Here is a 25,188-nt window from a genome sequence, read left to right on the forward strand (position 1 = left end):
GGTGCCCGCGGCGTTCCGGCATGGTGCAGGGCGCTTGCCATGCGCATCCAGAACACACCACGCAGTGAAATTTTCTATTTGAAATCCTTCGGTTAGAAGAATTTTTACAACTGGCACGGAGCTTGCACTAAAGGAATCGAGGCCATCACCACCCAGACCCGACGAAGGGCGCGGGACGATGACCCGGGAGAGCCCTCTCTCCCGCGGAAAATCTGACGCAGCCCGACGACGGGCGGCAACCGGGCAACGGCGCCCATGACGGATCCAGTGGATTCGCCATGGGCGCCGTTGCCGTTTCCGGACACAGGATTCTTTCAATAAGGAGTACGACGATGAAGCACGCAAGAACGAAGTCCCTGCCCACCCGGCTGACGCGTTTCGCGCTGGCCTCGGTCGCGGCAGTCGGTCTGGCCCTGCACACGCTGGGCAGCACCGCCGTGGCTGCCGACGTCGAGAAGCCCGACCTGAAGTTCGGCTTCATCAAGCTCACCGACATGGTGCCGCTGGCGGTGGCCTACGAGAAAGGCTACTTCGAGGATGAAGGCCTGTTCGTCACGCTCGAAGCCCAGGCCAACTGGAAGGTGCTGCTCGACCGCGTGATCTCGGGCGAGCTGGACGGCGCGCACATGCTGGCTGGCCAGCCGCTGGGCGCAACCATCGGCTTCGGCACCGAGGCGCACATCGTCACGGCCTTTTCGATGGACCTCAACGGCAACGCCATGACGGTCTCCAACGACGTCTGGAAGCAGATGAAGCCGAACGTGCCGATGAAAGACGGCAAGCCGGTGCACCCCATCAAGGCCGACGCGCTCAAGCCGGTGGTCAAGGCTTTCCGCGACAAGGGCACGCCGTTCAAGATGGGCATGGTCTTCCCGGTGTCCACGCACAACTACGAGCTGCGCTACTGGCTCGCCGCCGGCGGCATCCACCCCGGCTTCTATGCACCCGATCGCGGCGACACGACCGGCCAGATCAGTGCCGAGGTGCTGCTCTCCGTCACTCCGCCGCCGCAGATGCCGGCCACGCTCGATGCCGGCACCATCAACGGCTACATGGTCGGCGAACCGTGGAACCAGCAGGCCGTGTTCCGTGGCATCGGCGTGCCGGTGATCACCGACTACGAGATCCGCAACAACATCGTCGAGAAGGTCTTCGGCGTGACGGGCAAGTGGGCTGAAGACAACCCCAAGACCCACGTCGCGGTGGTGAAGGCGCTGATCCGCGCCGGCAAGTGGCTGGATGACGAGAACAACAAGAACCGCAAGGAGGCCGCCAAGATGATCTCGGCCTCGCACTACGTCGGTGCGGACTACGAAGTCATCGCCAACAGCATGACCGGCATCTTCGAGTTCGAGAAAGGCGACAAGCGCCCGGCACCGGACTACAACGTGTTCTTCCGCTACAACGCCACCTACCCCTACTACTCGGATGCCGTCTGGTATCTGACGCAGATGCGCCGCTGGGGCCAGATCTCCGAGCAGAAGCCGGACAGCTGGTACCTCGACATGGCCAAGAAGGTGTTCCGTCCGGACGTCTATCAGGCCGCCGCCAAGGCCCTGATCACCGACGGCAAGATGGCCGCCACGGACTTCCCGGACTTCGCCAAGGAAACCGGATTCCGGCCGGTGACCCACACCACCTTCATCGACGGATCGGCCTTCGACGGGCAGAAACCGAACGCCTATATCGACCAGTTCAAGATCGGCCTGAAAGGCAAAGAGAAAGCCAAGTAATCGTGAGGCCGGGGCGCCTCCGCGCCCCGGTCAATGCATCCGCAGGAGCATCAACATGCTGACTCAAACGGCAAACATCTTCGGCAAGCTGGGCCTGACCTGGTTCGTCCCCTTTTTCCGCCTCGCCGCCGGCGAGGACCCGCGCACGCAACTGCGCGAAATCCTGATGCAGATCGGCGTGCCGATCATCGCCTTCTCGCTGTTCCTGGCGCTGTGGGGCGTGCTCGCCTCGGGCGTGCAGACCAGCCTGGGCGCCATTCCCGGCCCGGCCGAGGTTTTTGTCGAAGCGCAAAACCTGGTCGTCGAACACAACAACGAGCGCGCCCGCGAAGCGGCCTTCATCGACCGCCAGGAAGCACGCAATGCGACGATCCTGGCCGAGAACCCCCAGGCCGAAGTCTCGGTGCGCCCGTGGACCGGCAAGCCGACCTACTTCGACCAGATCATGACCAGCCTGTACACGGTGTTCACCGGTTTCGCGCTGGCGACCTTCATCGCCGTGCCGCTGGGCATCCTGTGCGGCCTGTCGCGCACCTTCCAGACCGCCATCAACCCGCTGATCCAGATCTTCCGCCCGGTCTCGCCGCTGGCCTGGCTGCCCATCGTCACGCTGGTCGTCAGCGCGGTGTATGTGTCGTCCGACCCGATGTTCCAGCGCAGCTTCATCATCTCGGCCATCACCGTGACGCTGTGCTCGCTGTGGCCGACGCTGATCAACACCGCGGTGGGCGTGGCCTCGATCGACAAGGACCTGATCAACGTGTCCAAGGTGCTGCGCCTGCACTGGTACACCAAGGTCGTGAAGATCGTGCTGCCGTCGTCGCTCAAGCTCATCTTCACCGGCCTGCGCCTGTCGCTCGGGGTGGGCTGGATGGTGCTGATCGCGGCCGAGATGCTGGCGCAGAACCCCGGCCTCGGGAAGTTCGTATGGGACGAGTTCCAGAACGGTTCGTCGAGTTCGCTGAGCCGCATCATGGTGGCGGTGTTCACCATCGGCATCGTCGGCTTCCTGCTCGACCGCGTCATGGCCACGCTGCAGCAGCTCGTCAGCTTCGGCAACGACAACGCCTGAGGAGGAAACCGTCATGGCTCAAACCGCCCTCAAACCCGCTGTCGAAACGCCGGCCGACGAAGCACCGGTCGCCGCTCCGACGCCGGCCCAGGCCCTGCTCGAACTGCGCGGCGTGTCCAAGTCCTACGGCAGCGGCGCGTCCGCGACCTCGGTGCTCAAGGACATCAACCTCCACATCACGGAAGGCGAATTCGTCGCTATCGTGGGCTTCTCGGGCAGCGGCAAGACCACGCTCATTTCGCTCATCGCCGGTCTCATCGCGCCGGACGGCGGCGAGGTGCTGTTCCGCGGCCAGCCGGTGAAAGGCCCCGGCCCCGAACGCGGCGTGGTGTTCCAGAGCTACTCGCTGATGCCGTGGATGACCGTGCGCCAGAACGTCGCGCTGGCCGTCGACCAGATTTTCAGCAGTCAGCCCGCGTCTGAGCGCAAGGCGCGCGTCGAGAAGTACGTCGACATGGTCAACCTCACCAGTGCGCTGGAAAAACGCCCGGCCGAACTGTCCGGCGGCATGCGCCAGCGCGTGTCGGTAGCGCGTGCGCTGGCCGGCAGCCCCGAGGTGATGCTGCTCGACGAGCCGCTCTCCGCGCTGGACGCGCTGACGCGCGCCAACCTGCAGGACGAGATCATCGAGATCTGGAACAAGGACAAGAAGACCGTCGTGCTGATCACCAACGATGTGGACGAAGGCATCATCATGGCCGACCGCATCATCCCGCTGAACCCCGGCCCCGGCGCCACCTTCGGCCCCGAATTCATCGTCGACCTGCCGCGCCCGCGCGACCGCCGCGCGATGAACCACGACGAAGGCTTCAAGCGCATCCGCAAGGACGTCACGCAGTACCTGATGCGTGCCGGAGAAGCCCGCGCCGCGGCCGGCAGCGCCCAGGTCATCGCCCTGCCCTCGGTGCTGCCCAACACCAGCCGCGAGTACGAAGCCGGCCTCAAGGCCTATGCGGCCGCCGCGCCGGAACGCCCCGCGGCGGACCTGAGCCGCTACGTCGATTTCTCCAAGATCTCGAAGGTGTATCCGACCAAGAAGGGCCCGGTGAAGGTCGTCGAGGACTTCGACCTGAAGATCCGCCGTGGCGAGTTCATCTCCATCATCGGCCATTCCGGCTGCGGCAAATCAACCGTGCTGTCGATGGTGGCGGGCCTGAACGACATCAGCGAAGGCGTGATCGTGCTCGACGGCCGCGAAGTGGCTGCCGCCGGCCCCGACCGCGGCATCGTCTTCCAGGCGCCCAGCCTGGTGCCCTGGCTCTCCGCCTACGAGAACGTGGCGCTGGGCGTCGAGCAGGTCTATCCGCACGCCAGCAAGCAGGAGCGCAACGACATCATTGCGCACTTCCTCGACCGTGTCGGCCTCACCGACTCCATGCACAAGAAGGCTGCCGAGCTCTCCAACGGCATGAAGCAACGCGTCGGCATCGCCCGCGCCTTTGCGCTCAGCCCCAAGCTGCTGCTGCTCGACGAGCCCTTCGGCATGCTCGACTCGCTGACCCGCTGGGATCTGCAGGAAGTGCTGATGGACGTATGGGCCCGCACCCAGCTCACCGCCATCGTCGTGACCCACGACGTCGACGAAGCCATCCTGCTCGCCGACCGCGTGGTGATGATGACCAACGGCCCCAACGCCACGGTCGGCAAGATCCTCGAAGTCGACCTGCCGCGCCCGCGCACCCGCAAGCAACTGCTCGAACACCCGGACTACTACCGGCTGCGCGAGCAGCTGCTGGGCTTCCTGGAGGAGTGCGACCACACGCACTGAGTCGGCCGCATCGCGACCAGGATCAGGGCCGTGCCCATGCGCACGGCCCTGATCCGTTTACCGGAACGCAGACGCCGGGAGCCGGTCACAACGACACATCCCGACAGGCCAGCCGATGACCGAACGCAGCGCACGCCCCCTCGACCGCCGCCGTTTCCTGAGCCTCGCCGCGCTCGGCGCTCTGGGGCTGACGCTACCGCCAGCCCGCGCAGCCGACCCGATCCTGCGCGCCGTGCCGTCCTCCGGCGAACGCCTGCCAGCCATCGGCATGGGCACCTGGATCACCTTCGATGTCGAACCGAGCTTTCGTGCCGGCAACGCACTCACCGAGCGCTGGCAGGTGCTGCGCGAATTCTTTGCCGCCGGCGGACGGCTGATCGATTCATCACCGATGTATGGCCGCGCCGAGGCCGTGCTGGGCGAACTGCTGCCGCAGACGCCCGGCGCGGAAGCGCTCTACTCCGCCACCAAGGTATGGACGCCCGGCCAAAGCATGGGCGAGCGCCAGATGGCGCGCTCACTCGAGCTATGGGGGCTCAAACGCTTCGACCTGATGCAGGTGCACAACCTGCTCGACCGGGAAGCGCACCTGCCCACGCTCAAGCGCATGAAGGAGGAAGGCGCGGTGCGCCACATCGGCATCACCACCTCGCACGGGCGACGCCACGACGAGTTCGAGACCCTGATGCGGCGCGAGCGACTGGATTTCGTGCAATTCACCTACAACCTCGCCCACCGCGAAGCCGAATCGCGCCTGTTACCGGCTGCCGCCGAACGCGGCTGCGCAGTAATCATCAACCGCCCCTTCGACGGCGGCGGGCTGTTCAGCCGCGTGCGCGGCAAGGTGCTGCCGGGCTGGGCGAGCGAGATCGGCTGCGAGAACTGGGCTCAGGTCTTCCTGAAATTCGTCATCTCGCACCCGGCCGTAACCTGCGCAATTCCCGCCACATCCAAGCCCGAACACATGCGCGAGAACATGGGCGCACTGACCGGGCCGCTACCCGACGCGGCAATGCGCCGACGCATGGTTCAGGAGCTGGGGTTCGCGGGGTGACCCAGAAAAGGCTTCAGCGCGCGGGTATGATGATTGGCATGTAGGTCGTCGGCATCTGGCGAGCCGAATATTGAGCGAACACCTCCGGCCCCGCCCGCTCCTTACTCTCGACGTTCTCGACCCACACATGAAACATGTTCTCCCTCACTTGGCCGTTGATGCGGTAACGCTTTCCCGCTTCGACCTCTGCATCCACCATGACAAACACGTGTCGTGCACCCGCGCTACGCGAACCGTCATTGAACGCAGCCTCTACCAAGATTCGACGTTTTCCAGGCGCGACAATGACCAAAGTAGCTGTCTCATCCGCCATGAATCCGTGCCGCACTCTTGCGCCGTCCACGGACAGCAGGGAATACGCTCGCCATTTCGTCATCGCTTCGCGTTCCTTCGCCCCGCTTATGACTGCGAGCTTAGCGTCGGAGGCAGGGTGTAGCCTCACTACTGTTGCTGCACAGCCGGAAAGAAAAACAATCATCACTAGTGCCAGCACTCTCATCCCTTCATCTCCGTCATAGAGGCCCCTCAGACTCGACAGTCGCACCGTCCATCCGACTAGCGGGCCACAATCGCCATTTGCCCAATAGGCGCCGGAGGGGCCGGCCACACGGTCCCGTTGTCCGAGACTGCGCGCTGGACACGTTGAGACCGCGGATCGGCGTAAACCACCACGTATCGAGACCCCGGGGGAACTTGGACCAAGGTCCCGAAATACCACTCAACAAGCATTATTCCCATGTGTCGCAGGGTGACGAGAGGAAGTCTGGAAATCTGTACCATCGGATTTTTATCCCCATCCAGGAAGACAAGCGCCGGATCAACATAGGAGGTCTCTGGCAGGTACTCAACCGAAAGGGACTGGATCTCCATCTTCACGCTTCCTGACGGAAGCTCAAACGCCTGGAAATATGACTTCCCATTAGGAAACGTGTAGATAGGTGAGGCCGCCGTCAGCTCAAATTTGGTCCGCTTTTCGGTCTCCAGCGGCTGAAACATGAAATTCGCATAATCACTACAGCAGTCTCCTTTGGCGCGCAGGTTGTCGGAAGCCTCCTGAATGGGAAGTCCGGAGCACGCTGTCAGTACCAGCGTTGAAATCAGAAGGATCAGATTTATCCTGAGCGGCATTCCGCACTCCTTGCGAGAAATGGTTAAGAGCGACGTGCCTACTTTCGACGACGCATCCACGTTGCGTCATACGCTGCAATAGGGGGTTTGCAGGTGCAGACGCGGCGGTACTGACGGTGAATCAACCAAATCAGCAGGCCTTCTGTCAGCACGAGCCCTGCCACAAAGCCCAGCACGCTGTAGCGCGCCTCGCCGCCCCCTAAAAAAATGGGCGCAAATAGCAGGAAACCGCCGGCAAGTATTACGAGGCTCATGCCTACTCTGCCCGCGAGGTGTGCGTGCTGAGAGATGACCCCGAGCACGCCGAGAATCAACCCGAAAATGAACTTTGATGGGTACAAGGCGCCCGTCAGATAGAGCACCACGGCAAGGCATCCTCCCCCCGTGGCAAACTCAGGAGCTACCCTAGCGAGCATGCGCCAGTGCTTGCCACCCTCACCGCATACAGCAGCATGAACGACGCCGCCGGGGCAGGCATTGGGTGCCGCTGGATCGGGGGATTCGGACATCGACGGCTCACCAGAAATGCATACCCGCACATTCTAGTGGCCACTGCGCCAAGGCTTGCACGAGAATGCCTGTGTCCTCGTGAGGGAATGCCTGTACATTTTCGCGCATGAACCAGCCCCCAAGGAACTATGCCCGGGAGTACCCCAGATTCTGGCTGTATTACTACGTGCTGTCGGCTCTGATTTGGGGGCTCAACATTGCCTGGGAGTTGTTCTGGCGACCCGAGCGGCTGGGCATTGCATCCCTCATCGGTGTGGTATTAGCGCTGCTCGGCTTTCGCATCCTTTATGGGTATTGCAGGCAACGACGCTACGATCCGCTCTGGCTCTGGAAAGCCGTTTTTGTGATCTACGTGCTGGGTGGCGTGTTTGCGGCAGGACTGCTTCTTTACGTGTTCGTACCTGCCCCGTCAGTGCTGGCGCTGGTACCCCTGAGTTCGACGGCGTTGGCACTACCGCATCTCTTCGCGATGCATCAGTACGCCTATCGCAGCCCTCACCTCTGGAACACGAACAACGAAGCTACCTAGGCACTGCCGCCCGTCAGCCTCCGCGACAGCGGCCTCCTTCAGAACCCTTCCAGCACGATTTTCCCGCGCGACTTGCCGGATTCGAGCAGCGCATGCGCGCGGCGCAGGTTCTCGGCGTTGATGCGGCCGAAATTCTCGGCCACGGTGCTGCGGAGCACGCCGTTGTCGACCAGCGCCGACACCTCGGAGAGGATGTGGTGCTGGGCCTGCAGATCGGGCGTGTTGAACAGCGCGCGGGTGAACATCAGCTCCCAGTGCAGCGACACGCTCTTGCGCTTGAGCTTCATGATGTCGAGCGGCACGGTGGGGTCGTCGATGAGGCCGAATTTGCCCTGCGGCGCGATGACCTCGGCGATCTGATCGAAATGCTGCTCGGTGTGGGTCAGGCTCACCACGTAGTCGGGCGCGGGCACACCGGCGGCCTGCAATTGCGGCGCGAAGGGCTGGCTGTGGTCGATGACGTGGTGGGCGCCAAGCTCGCGAATCCAGGCCTGGCTTTCCGGACGCGAAGCGGTGGCGACAATGCTCAGCCCGGTCAGGCGGCGCGCAAGCTGCACCATGATCGAGCCAACGCCACCGGCCGCACCGATGACGAGCAGGGACTTGCCGTTGCTGCGGCTGCCGCGCTCGATGGTGAGGCGGTCGAACAGCATCTCCCAGGCGGTGATGCTGGTCAGCGGCAGCGCGGCGGCGGTGGCAAAGTCGAGCGAGGTCGGCATCGGCCCGACGATGCGCTCGTCCACCAGCTGCAGCTCGCTGTTGCTGCCCTGGCGGGCAACCGAGCCGGCGTACCACACGCGGTCGCCCGGCTTGAACAGCGTCACTTCGGGGCCGACTGCGCGCACCACACCGGTGGCGTCCCAGCCCAGCACCTGCCACTCGCCCGCTGCGGGCTGGGCGCGCATACGCACCTTGGCGTCGACCGGGTTGACCGCAACGGCGCGGACTTCGACGAGCAGGTCGCGCCCGCCCGCCACCGGCTCGGGCAACTCGATGTCGACCAGCGCGTCGGCGTGGTCGAGGGTCAGGGATTTCTGGTAGCCGATGGCTTTCATGAGAGCGCTCCGCAAGTGATCCGGGAGCGTCATCATCGGCGATCACGACGCTTTGCGAAAGCTCAGCCGACCACCACCGCTTCCTGCGCTGCGCCGCGCGCACCCAGCGCCACGGCGATGCGCCGTCGCTCCAGATCCTGCCAGGCGAAGACACTGTCCACCGCCTGCGTGGCGAGCGCAAAGCACTCGGTGGCCGGAATACGCACGCCGTCGGCACCAAGCAGACGCTCGCGCATCGTGCGCACATAGGTCTGCACGGCGAGCTGGGCCTGGTCCTCTTCGGGCGCGGATGCGCCGCGGGCCGCGCCTTGCGCAGTGATCAGCAGGGATTCCGCGCGCGACAACAGGAACACCAGACGCACACGCACGACCGGCGCAACGTGGCTGCGCGCGGCCGCTGCGCTGGACAGCGCACGCGCCTGACCGAGGCATTCGGCCAGCGTCGGCAGACGGAACGAGAAGTTGCGCACGGCCGGCCCGACTGACGAGGTGCCGCCGGGCTGTTCGATGCGCGCCTCGCCAAGCGTGCGCAGCCAGTCGAGCAGCTTCGCGACGATCTGGCAGTGGTCCTGGAAACTCATCTCCGGCGTGCTCGCCGACAGACCCGCCGTCAGGCTGTGCCACTGGCCATGCAGGGCGCGCACGTCGGCAATGCGGAAACACGGATAGGCCTCGCCGGATTCGACACGGGCGGCGACTTCCAGCGACTCGAAGAGGCGTTCGATGACGGCCTGCTTCTGCGGCAGTTTCGCGCCGAAGCTCTGGTCACCGGCCAGCCACGCACCGCTCATGCCGCGGTGTTGCTGAACGTTCTGCAGCAGCACGACGATTTCGGCCGAGGCGGCGAGCGAGCGACAAGCACGCTCGGGGCGCCACGACAGCCCGCGCGCGAGCATCAGCCACAGCGGCATGGCAACGGCGAGTACGACGAGGACAACAAGCCACAGGATTCCCGTTTCCATGATCCGCTCCTACTCGTAGCGATAGTGCTGCAGGTGTTCTTCAAGCCGGCCGACCAGATGCTTCAGGTAGGTGGCCAGTTCACTGCTTTCGGCCAGACGCTGGGCGTTCTCGTCCGCCAGGCGGGCAACGCGCTCGATGTCGCCACCGATGCGTTCCCCGGCGGTGCTCTGCTCGCGGCTGGCGGCGGCGATGTCGTTCATGTGCAGCAGCGCCGCTTCGGCTGCGCTGCGGATCGACGACAGCGCGGCCGAAGCGTCCGCGGCAGCCTCGGCACTCAGGCGCGCCTTCTCGTCGGCCGAGCGCACGGCGCCGCCGAGCACCGCCACGTCACCATGCACCGAAGCAATCAGCGCGGAGATGCTGCGCGTGGCCTCGGTGGTGCGTTCGGCAAGCTGGCGCACCTCGTCGGCCACCACGGCAAAGCCGCGCCCGGCCTCGCCGGCCCGTGCGGCCTCGATGGCGGCGTTGAGCGCCAGCAGATTGGTGCGACCGGCAATGTCGGCGATGGTGGCGACGATGCCGTCGATCTCGCGTGAGCGCTCGGTCAGCGTCGCCGCGGCGCTGGCTGCACCGCGCACATCCACGGCCAGCGCCTGCATGGCCGAGGCCACGCCACCGACCATTTCGGTGCCACGCACCGCTTCGGCCGTGGAGGTCCCGGCGGACTGGGCGGCTTCGGCCGCGCCGTCACGCGTCTGGCTCAGGCTGGTGATGAGCTGTTCGAGTGTGGCGGCCGACGACACGGTGATGTCACGCTGCGCCGACACGCCGTGCTCGCCCGCGGCGGCGTTGGAGGCCGCTTCACCCGACACGCTGCGCAGTTCGGCGGTGGCGCGACCGAGTTCGGTGAGCATCGTGGCAATGCGGCGTGCGGCGCGGTTGAAACACTCGCCCAGCGCGCTGAACTCGTCCGCGGCGGCAGTCGGCAAGCGCGCGGTGAGCTTGCCCTCGGCCAGTTCGTTGGCAAAGTGCGCCAGCTCCGCCAGGCGACGGCGCACCGCGTTGGCCACCATCACGCCGGACGCCGCTGCGCTGAGCGCCAGCCCCAGCGCTACGCCGCGCAAGGCCCAGTCGTCCGCAGCAAAGGCCAGCCCCAGCCCCAGCCCAGCCGCGCCCCAGGTCATGCAGGCCCAGCGCAACAGCGAGCGGTGACTGCTGCCGGCGCGCACGGCGCCACCTTCGACAACGGTCGAGTCGTCCATGTCAGTTCCTTGACGTCGTTTGTGGTTCGCCGGCGCGCACGATGCGCCGCAGTTCGGGCAGGCACGAGCCGCAGGACGTGCCGCACTTGAGTTCGGCCTGCAGGCGGCCGAGGTCGGCACCGCCAGCAACAGCCTCTTTGATCGCGCTCTCCGACACGCCGAAGCAGTTGCACACGGTGCGCCCGGTGGCGGCGGCGCCCTGCGGCGGTTTGGCCAGCGGCGCGAACAGCCACGGCCGCAGCGGGCCGATGTCGGCATTCGCCACCATGGTGTCCACCAGCCACTCGAAGGCCGCCGCCTCGCCGGCCAGACGCACCGCCAGCAGGCGTTCGTCGGCAATGCGGGCGCGCTTGTCGATGCCCCGCTTGTGGTCGGACAGGCGCAGGATCGGGTCCGCCTCGCCGCAGCCAAAAACGCGATCGAGCGGCGCCAGCATGGCCTCGGGCAGCGCCCAGCCGTTGGCCACGCGCAGCACCACCACCGGCCGCTCACGCCCGGTCAGGCTCAGTGCCGCATAGCCGAACTGCGCCAGATGCGGACGCACCGCGCCCATCCACGCCACCGCCTCGGCCGCATCGACGGCTACGGCAGCCCAGCCCGCGCGCCATTCCAGGTTGGCCGACACGATGCCGACCGCGGCCTGCTTGAGCGCGGGCTGACCGGACACCGGGTCGACGGCCTTTGAGGTCAGCACGTTGGGGCCGGCATGGGCCAGCGTCGACGCGCCCCAGTGCATCGGAATCCACGCCTGGCCGGGCGCCACGCCCTCATCTGCGTCCAGTGGCAGCACGATCTCGCCGCGTTCGCCGGTGATGCGCACCAGCTCGCCGGCGTTGAGGTTGCGGCGCACCAGATCAACCGGGTTCACGCCGATCGCCGCGCGCGGCGTGTGCCCCCACAGTTGCGGCACCTTGCCGCTGCGGCTCATGCCGTGCCACTGATCGCGCAGACGCCCGGTGGTGAGCATGAAGGGACGACGCGCGGAGGCTGCCTCGGGGGTGGGCGAATGCTTGACCGGAAAGCCGATCGGCGCAAAACGCGCGCGGCCGTCCGGCGTTGGGAACACGCCATCCTCGAACAGCCGCACGCTGCCGGACGTCGCGCCGGGGACAAAGGGCCATTGCTGCGGCCCCTGCGCTTCGAGCAGCGCGTGACTCAGGCCGCTCATGTCGCAATCGCGCCCGGCGGTGAGCGAAACGTGTTCGGCGAAGATCTCGGCCTCGGAAGCGAAGTCGAACAGCGCTGCGGGCTTGTCCAGCCGCTGGGCGAGACGACGCGCGAAATCGGCGGTGATGGCCCAGTCCGGCCGCGCTTCGGCCGGCGGTTCGATGGCCGGACGCACGCGTGTGACGCGGCGCTCGGAGTTGGTCACGGTGCCGGATTTCTCGCCCCAGCCCGCGGCCGGCAGCAAGAGGTCGGCGAACTCGCAGGTTTCGGTGTCGGCATAGGCTTCCTGCAGGACGACGAACTCGGCCTTTTCCAGCGCCGCACGTACGCCGGAGAGGTCGGGCAGCGACTGCGCGGGGTTGGTACAGGCGATGTACACAGCCTTGACCTTGCCCGCGTGAATGGCGTCGAACAGACCCACCGCCGCCAGACCAGGGCTCTCGGGCAGCGACTCGACCCCCCACAGGCGGGCGACCTCGGCACGGTCTTCGGCGTTCTTGGGGTCGCGGTGGGCCGGCAGGATCGAAGCCAGCGCACCGACCTCGCGCCCGCCCATGGCGTTGGGCTGGCCGGTCAGCGAAAACGGGCCGGCGCCGGGGCGGCCGATCTGCCCGGTGGCCAGATGCAGGTGGATCAGCGCGGCGTTGTTGGCTACGCCGTGATGCGACTGGTTGAGGCCCTGACACCACATCGACAGCGCGGCCTTGGCCTTGCCGAAGCGACGCGCGGCTTCGATGATGTGCGCGGCATCCACGCCACAGGCTGCGGCCACGTTGCCGGGGGAATATTCGGCCAACTGCGTGCGCAGATCGTCGAAGCCGCTGGTGTGGTTGCGGATGAAGTCGCGGTCGATCAGGTCGTCCCACAGCAGCACGTGCAGCATCGCGTTGTACAACAGCAGGTCGGTGCCGGGCGCGATCTGCAGGTGCAGATCGGCGAAGTCGGCCGTCTCGGTGCGGCGCGGGTCGACCACGGTGATGAACAGATCGGGGTTGGCCCGCTTGGCGTCCTCGATGCGGCGGAACACGATGGGGTGCGCCCACGCGGTGTTCGAGCCGGCGATCAGCAGGTGGTCGGCCAGCGCAAGGTCTTCGTAGCTCGTCGGCACGCTGTCGGCACCGAGCGTGTGCTTGTAGCCGGCCACCGCGCTCGACATGCACAGGCGCGAGTTGGAATCGATGTTGTTGGTGCCGACCAGACCACGTGCGAGCTTGTTGAAGACGTAGTAATCCTCGGTCAGCAACTGGCCGGAGATGTAGAAGGCCACGGCATCCGGACCGTGCTCACGGATGATGTCGGCGAAGCGGTCGGCGGCGGTGTCGAGCGCGGTGTCCCAGTCGGTGCGCACCCGCGGCGCGTCGCGCGAGGTGCGCAGCTCGGGGTGCAACGCCCGGCCGGCCGTGCCTGAGGTCAGGTGCAGGGTCGCGCCCTTGGTGCACAGACGGCCGAAGTTGGCCGGATGTTCGGGGTCGCCGCGCACGCCGGTAATGACGCCTGCCGCATGTTCGATGACGACACCACAGCCGGTGCCGCAGTAACAGCAGGTGGAACGCGTCTCGCCCGCCTTGTGTTCGGGTTTCATCAAAATGATCTCCGCTCGATCCATCGTCACGCTCCTCACGCCGCCACGCCCATACGGGCATGGTCATGGGCGCTGTGCGCGAAGGCGGCGACTTCGCCGATAACGAGAATGGTGGGGGCCGTGAGCCCCTCGGCCGCGATGCGCTCGGGCAGCTCGGCCAGACAGCTGGTGACCGTGCGCTGCGCGGCCAGCGTGCCCGACGCAATGGCCGCGGCCGGCAGACGCGGCGACAGCCCGGCCGCGATCAGACGTGCAACGATGGTCAGCACGCGGGCCAGCCCCATGTAGATCACCAAGGTCGTGCCCGCCGCCGCCAAGGCCCGCCAGTCCGGCCCGGAGCCATCGGCGCAGTGAGCGGTAACCAGCGTCACACCGTGGGTGTGGGCGCGGTGCGTGACCGGAATACCGACCACCGCCGGCACGGCGATGCCGGCCGTCAGGCCGGACACGATCTCGGCACCGATGCCGGCGGCGGCAAGCGCCTCGATCTCTTCGCCGGCACGACCGAACACGCAGGGGTCGCCGCCCTTGAGCCGGATCACTACCCGCCCACGTTTGGCGAAGTGCACCATCAGGCGATGGATCGAGGCCTGCGGCGTCGACGGCCGGCCGGCACGCTTGCCTACGCGCAGCACGCGCGCGCCGGGACGCACCATGGCCAGCACCTCGTCCGACACGAGATCGTCGACCAGCACGACATCGGCAGCCTCCGTCAGCAGACGCGCGGCCCGCAATGTCAGCAGATCGGCCGCTCCGGGACCGGCTCCAACCAGGTAGACCTTGTTCATGTGTTTCTCCCGCACAGCCTGCGCATTTCACGCAGGCCTGGATGATTCGTTTCGATGCTCAGATCGTCGGCACGGCAACAAAACAAAAAAGGCGCCGCATCACGGAACCGCAGCTTGTCGCCGCAGCACCGGGATGGACGCCGTTGTCCTGTTCCCTGCAGCAGGTCGACTTCGACCCGCGCTTGAATTCATCAAAGCATGAGGCGTGCCAGCATTGGCGCTTACGCACGCGCTCTCATTCGAACGCTCATCCCGCTGCTCGCTCCGCCACTCTCGCAGCGGTGAAGCGGCTGCGCGCACGCATGCAGTGCAGACCGGCCACGCCCTGCACCCGTCAGGTGCAGAACGCAAAAAAAAACCCCGTCCTGGGACGGGGCTTTGGCGCCGCAGTGGTACTTCAGCGGCACAGCACGTCGTCGCGCACCGATTCGGCAACATCGGCGACCTGACCGATCAATTCAGAAGGCACACCGAGTTCGGTAAGCACGGCGGCAAGGTTCTCGACCACGGCATCGAAGTGCGTGTCGTTGAGGCCCATGTTGGCGACCAGACCAGCGTGAGCCTGACGCATGTTTTTGCCGTCGTAGCCGGAGCTTCCGCCGAAGGCAAAGGTCAGGAACTTCTTCTGGTGTTCGCGCATGCGGTTCATGTCGACGCCGACAAAGAAGTGCTTGATGCGGTCGTCGGCAAGCACCTTGTCGTAGAACTTGTCGACGGCGAGATTGACGGCAGGCATGCCGCCTAGTTTCTGGTACAGACTGGCTTCGGCCATGATGGCTCCTTGGAATTAAAGTGCTTATTTCGCGCCGGCAGACGCGAGCATGTAATCAACGGCAGCACGCACCTCGACATCGCTGAGGCTGTCGTTGCCGCCGCGCGCCGGCATCTCGTCACCCATGGGGCCGAAGAAACCGTTGAGCGCGCTGGCATACAAGGCCTCGCGCCCTTTGGCGATGCGCGGTGCCCAGGCGCTGGCGTCACCGAATTGCGGTGCGCCGGACAGGGGTTCGGTGTGGCATAGCGCGCAAGTGCCCTCCCACACCGCCTTTCCCGACACCTCGGCGGCGGCGGGAAAGGCGGCGAGCAGGGACGATGCGGCCAGCGCGACGCCGACAAGGCGGGCGGAAGCGGTGGCAGTCATCGCGGCGCCTCTTACATCGGCAGGCGCAGCACCACCGCACCCATGGTTTCACCCATCTTGAAATCGGTGCGCGGGCTGCTCTTGTGGTCGTTGTGGCAGCTGATACAGGCCTTGGCGATCGCGCGGTCGGCGTACACGGCGGTGAAGTACTTGGTGCCGCCGATGGTCTCTTCCTTGTAGAAGGGCTTGGCGCCATTCGCCGCCACGGCCTTGAGGCCTTCGGTCTCGGCCGGCGTGCGGGCGACGTTCTGGTCGTTGATCGGCCACTCGGAGATCAGGCGGTAGCTCCACTTCGCGCCCTTCTCGGCGACCATCTCGGAACCGGCACGGAACATCTGCGCCGGCAGCACCAGCGCCTTCTTCTCCAACCAGTCTTCGTGCGCCTCGATGACTTTCTCCTGGTTGGCCAGGCGGTTGACGATGAGGCGGGTGTAGACGGTGCGGTCGGTTTCGAGCACCAGGTGCAGTGCATCGGCAACCTGCTCGTAGGTCCAGCCCTTCTGCTGGGCGATGGCGGGCGCGGTGACGGCGGCAAGAACACTGACGACGACCGCGGCTTTCTTCAGTTGCATGGCTTTCATGGTGGCTCTCCTGATCAAGGATGGTTACTGCTCGGGGGGTGCTTCTTTCTGTGCCTCGCGCTGCTGCGTGAGCTGGCGATCGCGCTCGACGGCCATGCGGATGCTGTCCACCGCGTCCGCTGGGCGACCGTTGAAATTGCGCTGCGCGAGGCCACGGTCGGCCAGCGCATCAAGCGCGAAGCCGAGTCCGTGACAGTTCAGGCACACGCTGCGGGCCATCTTGCTGGCCGGGAACAGCGTGGCGTTCTGGTTGTGCTGCACCAGGGTGCGGCGCGAGAAGTCGTCGCCGATGTGCTCGATGCGCGGCATGTGGCAGCTCGCGCACGACACGCCACTGCCGGCCGGGGCGGTGCCGGCCAGCTCGGCCTGCCACAGCGCGTGGTGCGGGCTGTCGCGGTAGGCCTGCGTGTGCTCGTCGTTGTGGCACGTCATGCAGGCTTCGGCGGCGGCGCGACCGGTGTCGAAGTCATGCGCGCCGTGGCAGCTCGTGCAGCCGAGTTCGAAGTGGGCGGCATCGCCCTTCATCGGCAGGCGTGCATCCGCCGGCGTCATCGGCCCGAGGTCGGTTTTCAGCCGCATGCCGTGCAGGCCGGTCTGGAAGGTCTCGACCTCCAGACCGTGGCAGTTGGCACACGGCGTGTGATCGGGCTTGGCCACCCATTCCGGTTCACGCTTCGATCCAACCTGGTGACAGGCGCTGCAGTTGACGCCGGCGCCGGCATGTTTCGAGGCCAGCCACGCGGCCTCAGCATGTGGGTCGGCCAACGAGGCGTCGTGGTCGGCATCCGATGCAGACAGCTGCTCGATCGGGTAGTCGTCCCACGGGTAGCTTTCGGACTCTTCGAGCACCTGCAGCAGGCGGCGCTCACGCACACGCGGGTCGTCCTTCAGAAAGCCGACGTCGGCGTGGTCGAGCAGGAAGTTTTCCTTCAGCGACAGGTTGTCGTGATAGCTGTGGCAGCCGCTGTTGGCACAGGTGTTGAACTCCATGCCGGCGTGGCTGGGGCGCGTCTCGGCGATGTCGGCATGGCACAACACGCAGAAATCCTTGGGCACCGTGACACCGCCGGCGTGCGCGATGTCCGGTTTGTGCTCGACGTGACAGCTCACGCAGTAGGTCGCGTCGATGGCCTCCAGCCGCTCGAAGTTGGCCGGATCGGTGAATTTCTTGCGCGGGTGCGAATCCTGCCCCGCCTTGAGGCCGGCGGCGTGACAGCCCTCGCACGAGGCCTGCACCTCGTCGCGATCCGCAAAACCGCCGGTGTGACAGGAATCGCAGGCCAGTTCGATCTGGTGGTGGCCGTGCGTGGTCTGTCCGGGCAGGATCAGCTCGCGCAACTGCAGGCTGAGCGGATCAACCCGCCCGTAGGCAATGCTTGCCACGGCCGCGAACACCAGGCCCGCCAGCGCCAGCGTCACACCGCCCCACAGCAGCCACATCCGGAGTTTGCGTTTCGATGCGCTCATGGCTGCCGCTCAGAAGTAGTAGAACTTGAAGATGTGGAAACCGAGCAGCGCAGGCAGGACCCACAGGCTCAGGATGTGCGCCAGCGTCGCCGCGCGCTGGGTGCGTCGCACCAGCCCCGGCGTGAGCACGTGCTGGCGTGCCAGCACGGCGGCGATGACGACACCCGAGAGCAGCGCAGCGACCACCGACAGGCTCAGCACCAGATCAAGGCTGTAGCCAAGCCGCCCGCCGGTGTGGAACAGCAGGCCGGCGATGAGCACGACGCCGATGACGACGTGCACCAGACGCCACACATCGAAGCTGCCCACGCGCACCCGCTCGACGCGCTTGCGCAGGGTGATGACGGCCAATGCCGCCATCACGCCGAGCACCACGTAACCGCTGATTTCCTTGATGTCCTTGTCGCGCCAGATCAGATCCCAGCGGAAATCGGGATCGACGGATTCGGGAAAGGGAATGCCGACCAGCGCATAGAACAGCGCGCCGAGCAGCGCCACCAGCGTGACCACCGCCAGGGCTTTGGCCGCGCGCACGGCCGGCACGGCCGCGCCGCCGAGCAGCTGCGCGAGCAAGGGTCTACAGGAGCCGCACACGCTGCCCGCGCCGGTCTCGCCCGACAGCGCCTCGACGCTGCTGCAGCCACTGCGACAGGCCGCTTCGAGTCGCCCCTTGGTCACGCCCGTACAGTTGCAGATGGTGGCGCTGGCCGGCCACAGCGCGACTTCGTCGCCGGCGTCATCCGCCCACACGCGCCCTTCGGCCGCAAAGCGGCTGCGCTGCCACGGCCACACCATGCGCGCGCTGCGCACGGCTTCCTGCACGCGCGAGCGCTCGGGCCAGTCACCGACGCCGATGGCGCCGACCAACCGCCCCTGACGCAGGCTCAGGCGCCGGTACACCCCGGCCGCGCGATACACGACGGAATGCGTCAGCGAGGCGGTGCTGACCGGGTCGACCTCACCGATGCTGAAGACCTTGCAGCCCATGACCTTGAGGTTGGTGGCCGACACCGAGCCTTCATAGATGGCCGACACGCCACTGATGACGCCGGCCGCAACAGCCGCCTGCTCCAGACCCGGCGCGACCAGCCCGTACACCTTGCCGCGGTGTTCCGCGCATTCGCCGACCGCAAAGATGTGCGGGTCGGCCGTGCGCAGCCGGTCATCGACACGGATGCCATTGCCCACCGGCAGTCCGGCTGCGACCGCCAGCTCGACGCGCGGGCGGATGCCGGTGGCGACAATCACCGTGTCACAGGCGATCTCGCTGCCGTCGCGCAAGCGCACGCCGGCAACACGCCCGTCACCCAAAATGGCGCGCACGCCATCGCTGACGCGGATGTTCAGGCCCATCTCGCGCATCTCGGCGCTGAGCACCTCGGCGGCGCCGATGTCGAGCTGCCGCGGCATCAGCCGGTCGTCCTGCTCGATCACCCACACTTCGGTGTTGAAGCGGCGCACGGCACGCGCCGCCTCCAGCCCGAGCAGCCCGCCGCCGATGACCACCGTCACACGCGAGCGCACCAGGCGCGCCTGCAGACGCTGGGCATCGGCCAGATCGCGGAAGGTGAATACGCCCGACAGCTCGATACCCGGAATGGCCGGCACATGCGGCGACGAGCCGGTTGCCAGCACAACGCTGGAATAGGCTTGCTCGCCGCCGGAGGCATCACGCACGCTGCGCGTCTCGCGGTCGATCGACGCCACGCGCAGACCAAAACGGCAATCGACGTTGGGCGGCACGGGCGCTCCGCCGTTACCGCCATCGACCAGTGCGTCCCACGAAATCTCGCCAGCCAGCAGAGAGGACAGCTTGATGCGGTTGTACGGCAGCCAGCTCTCGTCGCCGTACCACACGATCGGCGCATCCGGCTGCCAGCGCACCAGCTCCTGCACCGCGCGCACGCCGGCCGGGCCCGCGCCGATGACAACGACGGGGGCGCTCACAGACGGACTGTCGGGCACTGACTGGCGGGCATTCATCTACGAGCTCCTGCCGGAATGAAAAAACGGCGACCATCCGCGGCCGGCGCGCAGTGGCCGACTGAAGGATGGACGCCGTTGTCCTGTTACTACCGGGTACTGCTGCGATGCACGATCCACATTGATCCTGCTCGCTGCATATCTAGCAGTTTGCATGCCAGAAATACCGCGTTACACCTCAAACGCAGCTACAGAAGCGGCTTCGAGGCGAAGTCGCCAGAATTTCAGGAGCGTGTTTGATGTGACAAGACGATCTTTTTCGCACTGCTGCAGTGCAAAAACAAAAAGGCCGCACGCGAGCGGTGCGGCCTTTCGTGACAGGACTGCTGGAGAACCGGCGTCAGAGACGCGCGCCAGTTTGCGGCGCTTCAAGGCAATGCGACTGCATCAACTGCGGATCGTCGGCTTGACTCATCGGGCTTGCGCAGTCGTCGGTTTGATCAGCAGACGGGCGCGGCGCATTCCAGGCCACCATCAGCACGAGCACGATGGGGACAACGAAAGCGCAGACGGCGTGGACGCGCTGAGCAGGAGTAAATCGAAGCATCTGCATTCCGGTGCCGAAGCGGTCTGGGGGACCGCCACCCGACCGAACGATGTAGATCCGGTCGACACCCTTCATGCATCATGCGTGCCAGAACACAAGCCGTTGATTACTAAACATATTTATATTTCAGACAAACGGCCATGCACCCGCAGCGGGCGCTCCGCACGCTCGACGCACCGAGTGTGTGCAGCTTGCGGGCCGGGTCAGCCGCGCCGCGCCGAGCCTTCGTTGCCGAGGATGCCGGAGAAACCGATCACGGCCTCGGCCACCTCCACCAGACGCCGCCCCTGATCCATCGCTGTCTGGCGCAACATGCGGTAGGCCTGATCCTCGGTCAGGCCGCGATGCTCCATCAACAACCCCTTGGCGCGCTCGATGATCTTGCGTTCGGCCAGCGCGCCGCGCGCGCGCGCCAGTTCATCGCCCATCTCCTGCAGGCGACGTGACTGCTCGTGCAACAGGTCGAACACCGAACGGCCGAGCCCGACACGGCCGGCCTCGGCTTCGCTCTCGGCCTCTTGCGCAGGCGGGAACATGCTCATTGACGCGGCCGTGGGCGCATCTTCGCGCATGAAGGTGTCCAGCACGGCAGCGTGGTCGTCCAGCGCGGCGCAGGCCTCGGCGGTCTTGCGTTCGGCCAGATGCAACAACTCGACGGCAAGCCGATCCTCGATCTGCTTCATGACGTCGATACGGCGGGTCGTGAGCTGGAACCAGATCTCGCTGCCGTCGCTGACATCGGCCTGCACGGAGGGCGACACCGCCTTGCGACGCAGGCGTTCCAGCTCGGCGAGTTCGGTGGCGGGCAGCGCATCGCGCCAGATCGCCACCGTCGTCGCATCGGCGAATTCCGAGAAAACATCGAAGCAGCGCTGCTGGGCCTCGATCAGATGCACCAGCCGGTGCTGACGGGCGGTGTCGAAATCGCCCAGCGCAAAACCGGCCGCGCCGGTGGCGCGCTCCTGACCGGCCAGCTCCTTGCCCTGCATGAAGTTGAACAGCGCCACCAGGGCCCGCGATACGTCCGGGTCACCGGCGCTGTCGGCCGCTTCGAACACCACGGCCAGCAGCCCCCCGATCAGGCGCGTGTAGGCCTCGATGATTTCTTCCGGGGTGAGTTCAAGCGCGCTCACGCGCTGGCGCAGGTCGGGCAGCGCGTCGAGCCAGTGCACGACGGCAGCGATGCGGCTGAACAGGCGCGCGCCGCCCGGCAACAGGCCGGTCTCGGTATCGAGCCGGTCGAAGCCGGCGCGCACGGTGGCCTCGACGGCCTCGCTATCCGCGATGCGGCTGGCGATCTGATCGTCGAAACGCGCGCCGCGGGACACCGCGAACACGTTGGACACGCCGCGCTCACGCTGCAGCATGTGAATGAGCTGGCCAATGGCACTGACCAGCTCGCAGGTCAGCGCGAGCTGTTCGAGGCCGTGAATTTCACAGCGGCGGGCGGCAAGCAGGAATTTGAGCGCGGCAGGCATGCCGGCAAACCTCCGGGGCGGAACGGCATGGCCGGACACGCCCGATCATGTATCGGGAATACCCGGCCTCAGCAATATGCGTGCCGGGTTAGCGGCCGCGCTGACGAATGGCTTCGAACAGGCAGATGCCGCTCGCTACCGATACGTTGAGGCTCTCGACGCTGCCGTGCATCGGAATGGCCACCAGCTCGTCGCAGGTTTCGCGCGTAAGGCGACGCATGCCCTCGCCCTCGGAGCCGAGCACCAGGGCCAGTGGCCCGGAAAGATCGGCCTGGAACAGGGACCTGTCGACATCCCCCGTGGTGCCGATGACGCGCACGCCAGCGTCCTGCATCCCGCGCAGGGCACGGGCGAGGTTGGTGACGGTGACGTAGGGCACGCTGTCGGCCGCGCCGCTGGCGACCTTGATGGCGGTGGCGTTGAGGCCGACAGCGCGGTCTTTCGGGGCGATCACGGCATGCGCGCCGGCTGCGTCGGCAACACGAAGGCATGCACCAAGATTGTGCGGGTCCTGTACGCCGTCCAGCACCAGCAGCAGGGCGTCGCCTTCGATGGTGTCGAGGACGTCGGCCAGCTTGATCTCGCGCGTCTTGGCGTCGACGCGCGCGACCACGCCCTGGTGACGGCGCGTGCCGACCATGCGTTCGAGGCGTTCGTTGTCGGCCTGGATGATGCGCACGCCTTCGGCTTCGGCAATCTTGTTGACCTCGCGCGCACGGATGTCGGTGCGGCTGTCGGCCAGATAAAGCTCGAAGACGCCGCCGGCGTCGCGCCGCAGCTTGCCGAGTACGGCATGAAAGCCGTAGATGAGGCGGCTTTCGCGCGCGCGCGTATGTTCGTTGTCAGCCATCAGTTTCCTTTCTTGCCAGCGCGCGATCCGGCGCGACGGCTACGTTTCTTGGGTTCTGCCCCCTTGGGAGAAGGCGCTGCCGGCGCTGCGGCCGCCTTGCCGCGCGAGGCGGTGCTCTGCGAACGGCCTCGACCCTTGCGCGGGGTCGGTGCTGCGTCCTCGGGGCGCGGAGCAGCGGCTTCGCGTTCGCGCGACGTTTTACCACGCCGCTCGGTCGGACGCTCGCCCTCGCCGTCGATCATGCGGAAATCGATCTTGCTGGTTTCCAGGTCGACGCGCACAACCTGAACGCGCACGCGGTCGGACAGGCGGTAGCGCATGTTGGTGCGCTCGCCGGCCAGCTCGTGGCGGGTTTCGTCGTAGTGGAAGTAATCGGTGCCGAGCTCGGAGATGTGGATCAGGCCTTCGATGAAGACGTTGTCGAGCGCCACGAACAGGCCGAACGGCACGACCGAGGACACGCTGCCGGTGAATTCCTCGCCGACACGGTCCTGCATGAACCAGCACTTGAGCCAGGCCACCACATCGCGCGTGGCCTCGTCGGCGCGGCGCTCGGTACCCGAGCAGTGCAGGCCAACCTGTTCCCAATCACCCGGCGTGTATTGCTTGCCGGCCAGCGCGGCCTTGATGGCGCGATGCACCAGCAGGTCGGGGTAGCGCCGGATCGGCGAGGTGAAGTGCGTGTAGGCCTCGTAGGCCAGACCGAAGTGACCGACGTTGTCGGGGCTATACATGGCCTGCTTGAGCGAACGCAGCATGACCGTCTGCAGCAGGGCTGCGTCCGGGCGCGTCTTCACCGACTCGAGCAGCTTGGCGTAGTCCTTGGCGCGCGGCTCGTCGCCCCCACCCAGACCCAGACCGAACTCGGCGAGGAAGCCGCGCAGGCGCTCCAGGCGGTCCGGCGCCGGGCCTTCGTGGATACGATACAGCGCAGGCTGTTTGCGTGTCTGCAGGAAGTCCGAGGCGCACACGTTGGCGGCCAGCATGCATTCCTCGATGAGGCGGTGGGCGTCGTTGCGCGTCTCCGGGATGATGCGTTCGATCTTGCCGTTGTCGTCAAAGATCATGCGCGTTTCGGTGGTCTCGAAATCGATCGCACCGCGCTTGGCGCGCGCCTTGAGCAACACGCGGAAGAGACGGTCGAGATCCTGCAGATGCGGCAGCAGCGGCGCGAGCTCGCGACGCATATCTGCGTCGTCCTCGTACAGCGCGGCGGCGACCTGGTTATAGGTCAGGCGCGCGTGCGAGAACATCACCGCCGGATAGAAGCGGTAATCGACGATGTCCCCGGTGGAACTGATGTTGGCGTCGCACACCATGCACAGGCGCTCTTCCTTCGGCACCAGCGAACACAGGCCGTTGGACAGCTTCTCGGGCAGCATCGGGATGACGCGGCGCGGGAAGTACACCGAGTTGCCGCGCTCCTGCGCGTCGACATCCAGCGCACTGCCCGGCTCGACGTAATGCGACACATCGGCAATCGCCACGATCAGGCGGTAGCCGTCGCGCGTGCGCTCGCAATACACGGCGTCGTCGAAATCCTTGGCGGTTTCACCGTCGATGGTCACCAGCGGCAGTTCTGTGATGTCCTCGCGTCCGGCGTGGTCCTTGCGACGCACCGCATCGGGCAGCTTGCGCGCCTGGGCCTTGGCTTCCGACGAGAACTCGAACGGCAACTGATGCTTGCGCAGCGCGATCTCGATTTCCATGCCGGGGTCGGCGTAGTTGCCGATGACCTCGACCACGCGGCCAATCGGCTGCGACACCTTGGTCGGCTGCTCGATCAGTTCGACCGTGACCACCTGCCCGGCCTTCGGGCGCTTTCCGCCCGGCGCGACAAGGATGTCCTGCGCGATACGGCGGTCTTCCGGCACCACCAGCAGCACGCCGTGCTCGTCGAGCACGCGGCCGACGACACGCGTGTTGCCGCGCTCCAGGATCTCGACGATCTTGCCTTCGGGACGGCCACGGCGATCTGTGCCGATGATGCGTGCGATGACGCGATCACCGTGCAGCACTTCGCGCATCTCTTTGGGGCCGAGGAACAGGTCGGGCTGCTTGTCGTCACGCACGACAAAGCCGAAGCCGTCGGCGTGACCCTGCACGCGCCCGCGGATCAGGTCGGCCTTGTTCGGCAGGATGAAGGTGCCGCGACGGTTGCGCATGACCTGCCCGTCGCGCTCCATGGCACGCACACGGCGCTCGAACAGCTCCTCCTCGTGCTCAGCCACGTCCAGCGCCTCGCACAGCTCCTCGAAGCTCAGCGGCACGCCACGCTCGGCGAGGATCTGCTCGACGTACTCGCGACTGGGCAGCGGCTGCTCGTAATCGGCGCTCTCGCGCTCGAAGAACGGGTCGGCACGGCGGACAGCGGAAAGCCCGGCCGCGGGTGTTTTTGAATTTTTCGGTTTTCTCGTCATTGACAGTTTCTTTTGAGTGCTTATAATGCGCGGCTCTTGCCCAGATGGCGGAATTGGTAGACGCGCTGGTTTCAGGTACCAGTGTCGCAAGACGTGGAGGTTCGAGTCCTCTTCTGGGCACCAGTTCTGATGAAAGCCGACCGAAAGGTCGGCTTTTCATTTTGGTGCGA

At 66.1% G+C, this 25,188-nt stretch carries 22 protein-coding genes and 1 tRNA gene; 6 read left to right on the forward strand and 17 right to left on the reverse strand.

All coding sequences use genetic code 11. The annotated features are described in order from the left end of the window. Positions 1-332 precede the first annotated feature (332 nt). From AC6H0N_RS13000 to AC6H0N_RS13015, 4 genes are all read left to right on the forward strand, one after another. Positions 333-1,733, forward strand: coding sequence for a CmpA/NrtA family ABC transporter substrate-binding protein (locus tag AC6H0N_RS13000; protein WP_497574536.1), 1,401 nt, complete (start codon positions 333-335; stop codon positions 1,731-1,733). A gap of 55 nt (positions 1,734-1,788) precedes the next feature. After that, positions 1,789-2,805 carry an ABC transporter permease gene (locus AC6H0N_RS13005; protein ID WP_497574537.1) on the forward strand — a complete coding sequence of 339 codons (1,017 nt, stop codon included), beginning with the start codon at positions 1,789-1,791 and terminating at the stop codon, positions 2,803-2,805. A 13-nt stretch (positions 2,806-2,818) separates the two neighbouring features. Continuing rightward, positions 2,819-4,573 (forward strand): ABC transporter ATP-binding protein, encoded by a 1,755-nt coding sequence (locus AC6H0N_RS13010; RefSeq protein ID WP_497574538.1) that lies wholly within the window; start codon positions 2,819-2,821, stop codon positions 4,571-4,573. A gap of 115 nt (positions 4,574-4,688) precedes the next feature. Further along, complete coding sequence (locus AC6H0N_RS13015; RefSeq protein WP_497574539.1) at positions 4,689-5,627, forward strand: aldo/keto reductase; 939 nt, start codon at positions 4,689-4,691, stop codon at positions 5,625-5,627. Positions 5,628-5,640: 13 nt separating this feature from the next. Here the strand turns inward: AC6H0N_RS13015 and AC6H0N_RS13020 are convergent, their stop codons facing one another. From AC6H0N_RS13020 to AC6H0N_RS13030, 3 genes are read right to left on the reverse strand one after another with little or no spacing between them, the layout of a single operon-like run. Next, positions 5,641-6,126 (reverse strand): hypothetical protein, encoded by a 486-nt coding sequence (locus AC6H0N_RS13020; protein WP_497574540.1) that lies wholly within the window; start codon positions 6,124-6,126, stop codon positions 5,641-5,643. A 56-nt stretch (positions 6,127-6,182) separates the two neighbouring features. Beyond that, complete coding sequence (locus AC6H0N_RS13025; RefSeq protein WP_497574541.1) at positions 6,183-6,755, reverse strand: hypothetical protein; 573 nt, start codon at positions 6,753-6,755, stop codon at positions 6,183-6,185. A 38-nt stretch (positions 6,756-6,793) separates the two neighbouring features. After that, a complete protein-coding gene (locus tag AC6H0N_RS13030; protein ID WP_497574542.1) occupies positions 6,794-7,264 on the reverse strand; it encodes a hypothetical protein in 471 nt (156 codons plus the stop codon). Between the two features lie 107 nt (positions 7,265-7,371). Here AC6H0N_RS13030 and AC6H0N_RS13035 point away from each other — a divergent pair, with 107 nt between their 5' ends. Continuing rightward, positions 7,372-7,794 carry a hypothetical protein gene (locus AC6H0N_RS13035; protein WP_497574543.1) on the forward strand — a complete coding sequence of 141 codons (423 nt, stop codon included), beginning with the start codon at positions 7,372-7,374 and terminating at the stop codon, positions 7,792-7,794. 38 nt (positions 7,795-7,832) lie between these two features. Here the strand turns inward: AC6H0N_RS13035 and AC6H0N_RS13040 are convergent, their stop codons facing one another. The 14 genes from AC6H0N_RS13040 to rnr form a co-directional block, all read right to left on the reverse strand. Next, positions 7,833-8,849 carry a zinc-binding alcohol dehydrogenase family protein gene (locus AC6H0N_RS13040; RefSeq protein ID WP_497574544.1) on the reverse strand — a complete coding sequence of 339 codons (1,017 nt, stop codon included), beginning with the start codon at positions 8,847-8,849 and terminating at the stop codon, positions 7,833-7,835. A gap of 62 nt (positions 8,850-8,911) precedes the next feature. After that, positions 8,912-9,811 carry a nitrate- and nitrite sensing domain-containing protein gene (locus AC6H0N_RS13045; RefSeq protein ID WP_497574545.1) on the reverse strand — a complete coding sequence of 300 codons (900 nt, stop codon included), beginning with the start codon at positions 9,809-9,811 and terminating at the stop codon, positions 8,912-8,914. A gap of 9 nt (positions 9,812-9,820) precedes the next feature. Next, the gene (locus AC6H0N_RS13050; RefSeq protein ID WP_497574546.1) at positions 9,821-11,014 is read right to left on the reverse strand and encodes a methyl-accepting chemotaxis protein; all 1,194 of its coding nucleotides are present in this window, start codon (positions 11,012-11,014) and stop codon (positions 9,821-9,823) included. A gap of 1 nt (position 11,015) precedes the next feature. Beyond that, positions 11,016-13,763: a nitrate reductase gene (locus AC6H0N_RS13055; protein ID WP_497574547.1), complete on the reverse strand. Its 2,748-nt coding sequence runs from the start codon at positions 13,761-13,763 to the stop codon at positions 11,016-11,018. Between the two features lie 35 nt (positions 13,764-13,798). Beyond that, positions 13,799-14,551: a uroporphyrinogen-III C-methyltransferase gene (gene cobA, locus AC6H0N_RS13060; protein WP_497574548.1), complete on the reverse strand. Its 753-nt coding sequence runs from the start codon at positions 14,549-14,551 to the stop codon at positions 13,799-13,801. A gap of 397 nt (positions 14,552-14,948) precedes the next feature. Continuing rightward, entirely contained in the window at positions 14,949-15,323 is a 375-nt protein-coding gene (locus AC6H0N_RS13065) for a group I truncated hemoglobin (protein ID WP_497574549.1), read from the reverse strand. A 24-nt stretch (positions 15,324-15,347) separates the two neighbouring features. Continuing rightward, positions 15,348-15,692 (reverse strand): c-type cytochrome, encoded by a 345-nt coding sequence (locus tag AC6H0N_RS13070; protein ID WP_497574550.1) that lies wholly within the window; start codon positions 15,690-15,692, stop codon positions 15,348-15,350. Positions 15,693-15,703: 11 nt separating this feature from the next. Further along, positions 15,704-16,273 (reverse strand): Tll0287-like domain-containing protein, encoded by a 570-nt coding sequence (locus AC6H0N_RS13075; protein WP_497574551.1) that lies wholly within the window; start codon positions 16,271-16,273, stop codon positions 15,704-15,706. A gap of 24 nt (positions 16,274-16,297) precedes the next feature. Beyond that, positions 16,298-17,740, reverse strand: a complete 1,443-nt coding sequence (locus tag AC6H0N_RS13080; RefSeq protein ID WP_497574552.1) for a cytochrome c3 family protein — start codon at positions 17,738-17,740, stop codon at positions 16,298-16,300. Positions 17,741-17,749: 9 nt separating this feature from the next. Beyond that, positions 17,750-19,723, reverse strand: a complete 1,974-nt coding sequence (locus tag AC6H0N_RS13085; protein WP_497574553.1) for an FAD-dependent oxidoreductase — start codon at positions 19,721-19,723, stop codon at positions 17,750-17,752. Between the two features lie 340 nt (positions 19,724-20,063). Beyond that, positions 20,064-20,345 carry a hypothetical protein gene (locus tag AC6H0N_RS13090; RefSeq protein ID WP_497574554.1) on the reverse strand — a complete coding sequence of 94 codons (282 nt, stop codon included), beginning with the start codon at positions 20,343-20,345 and terminating at the stop codon, positions 20,064-20,066. Between the two features lie 128 nt (positions 20,346-20,473). After that, positions 20,474-21,748, reverse strand: coding sequence for a nitrate- and nitrite sensing domain-containing protein (locus tag AC6H0N_RS13095; RefSeq protein ID WP_497574555.1), 1,275 nt, complete (start codon positions 21,746-21,748; stop codon positions 20,474-20,476). Between the two features lie 88 nt (positions 21,749-21,836). Beyond that, on the reverse strand, positions 21,837-22,598 hold the full coding sequence (rlmB, locus tag AC6H0N_RS13100) for a 23S rRNA (guanosine(2251)-2'-O)-methyltransferase RlmB (protein WP_497574556.1): 762 nt from the start codon (positions 22,596-22,598) through the stop codon (positions 21,837-21,839). Then, entirely contained in the window at positions 22,598-25,018 is a 2,421-nt protein-coding gene (gene rnr / locus AC6H0N_RS13105; RefSeq protein ID WP_497574557.1) for a ribonuclease R, read from the reverse strand. Before rnr ends, rlmB begins: the two co-directional genes overlap by 1 nt. Positions 25,019-25,056: 38 nt before the next feature. Between rnr and AC6H0N_RS13110 the strand changes: the two genes are divergently transcribed. After that, positions 25,057-25,141: transfer RNA gene (locus AC6H0N_RS13110), tRNA-Leu, on the forward strand. The last annotated feature ends 47 nt before the right edge of the window (positions 25,142-25,188 follow it).

The sequence above is a fragment of the Pseudazoarcus sp. NS34 genome, assembly GCF_059703725.1.

Bases quoted from the DNA above. Each gene is read 5' to 3' on its own strand.
- AC6H0N_RS13035 (WP_497574543.1), top strand. From the start codon at position 7,372: ATGAACCAGCCCCCAAGGAACTATGCCCGGGAGTACCCCAGATTCTGG.
- AC6H0N_RS13005 (WP_497574537.1), top strand. From the start codon at position 1,789: ATGCTGACTCAAACGGCAAACATCTTCGGCAAGCTGGGCCTGACCTGG.
- AC6H0N_RS13090 (WP_497574554.1), bottom strand. From the start codon at position 20,345: ATGAAGGGTGTCGACCGGATCTACATCGTTCGGTCGGGTGGCGGTCCC.
- AC6H0N_RS13040 (WP_497574544.1), bottom strand. From the start codon at position 8,849: ATGAAAGCCATCGGCTACCAGAAATCCCTGACCCTCGACCACGCCGAC.
- rlmB (WP_497574556.1), bottom strand. From the start codon at position 22,598: ATGGCTGACAACGAACATACGCGCGCGCGCGAAAGCCGCCTCATCTAC.
- AC6H0N_RS13030 (WP_497574542.1), bottom strand. From the start codon at position 7,264: ATGTCCGAATCCCCCGATCCAGCGGCACCCAATGCCTGCCCCGGCGGC.
- AC6H0N_RS13015 (WP_497574539.1), top strand. From the start codon at position 4,689: ATGACCGAACGCAGCGCACGCCCCCTCGACCGCCGCCGTTTCCTGAGC.
- AC6H0N_RS13065 (WP_497574549.1), bottom strand. From the start codon at position 15,323: ATGGCCGAAGCCAGTCTGTACCAGAAACTAGGCGGCATGCCTGCCGTC.
- AC6H0N_RS13050 (WP_497574546.1), bottom strand. From the start codon at position 11,014: ATGGACGACTCGACCGTTGTCGAAGGTGGCGCCGTGCGCGCCGGCAGC.
- AC6H0N_RS13075 (WP_497574551.1), bottom strand. From the start codon at position 16,273: ATGAAAGCCATGCAACTGAAGAAAGCCGCGGTCGTCGTCAGTGTTCTT.
- AC6H0N_RS13095 (WP_497574555.1), bottom strand. From the start codon at position 21,748: ATGCCTGCCGCGCTCAAATTCCTGCTTGCCGCCCGCCGCTGTGAAATT.
- AC6H0N_RS13045 (WP_497574545.1), bottom strand. From the start codon at position 9,811: ATGGAAACGGGAATCCTGTGGCTTGTTGTCCTCGTCGTACTCGCCGTT.
- AC6H0N_RS13020 (WP_497574540.1), bottom strand. From the start codon at position 6,126: ATGAGAGTGCTGGCACTAGTGATGATTGTTTTTCTTTCCGGCTGTGCA.
- AC6H0N_RS13055 (WP_497574547.1), bottom strand. From the start codon at position 13,763: ATGAAACCCGAACACAAGGCGGGCGAGACGCGTTCCACCTGCTGTTAC.
- AC6H0N_RS13080 (WP_497574552.1), bottom strand. From the start codon at position 17,740: ATGAGCGCATCGAAACGCAAACTCCGGATGTGGCTGCTGTGGGGCGGT.
- AC6H0N_RS13010 (WP_497574538.1), top strand. From the start codon at position 2,819: ATGGCTCAAACCGCCCTCAAACCCGCTGTCGAAACGCCGGCCGACGAA.
- AC6H0N_RS13070 (WP_497574550.1), bottom strand. From the start codon at position 15,692: ATGACTGCCACCGCTTCCGCCCGCCTTGTCGGCGTCGCGCTGGCCGCA.
- AC6H0N_RS13025 (WP_497574541.1), bottom strand. From the start codon at position 6,755: ATGCCGCTCAGGATAAATCTGATCCTTCTGATTTCAACGCTGGTACTG.
- cobA (WP_497574548.1), bottom strand. From the start codon at position 14,551: ATGAACAAGGTCTACCTGGTTGGAGCCGGTCCCGGAGCGGCCGATCTG.
- rnr (WP_497574557.1), bottom strand. From the start codon at position 25,018: ATGACGAGAAAACCGAAAAATTCAAAAACACCCGCGGCCGGGCTTTCC.
- AC6H0N_RS13000 (WP_497574536.1), top strand. From the start codon at position 333: ATGAAGCACGCAAGAACGAAGTCCCTGCCCACCCGGCTGACGCGTTTC.
- AC6H0N_RS13085 (WP_497574553.1), bottom strand. From the start codon at position 19,723: ATGAATGCCCGCCAGTCAGTGCCCGACAGTCCGTCTGTGAGCGCCCCC.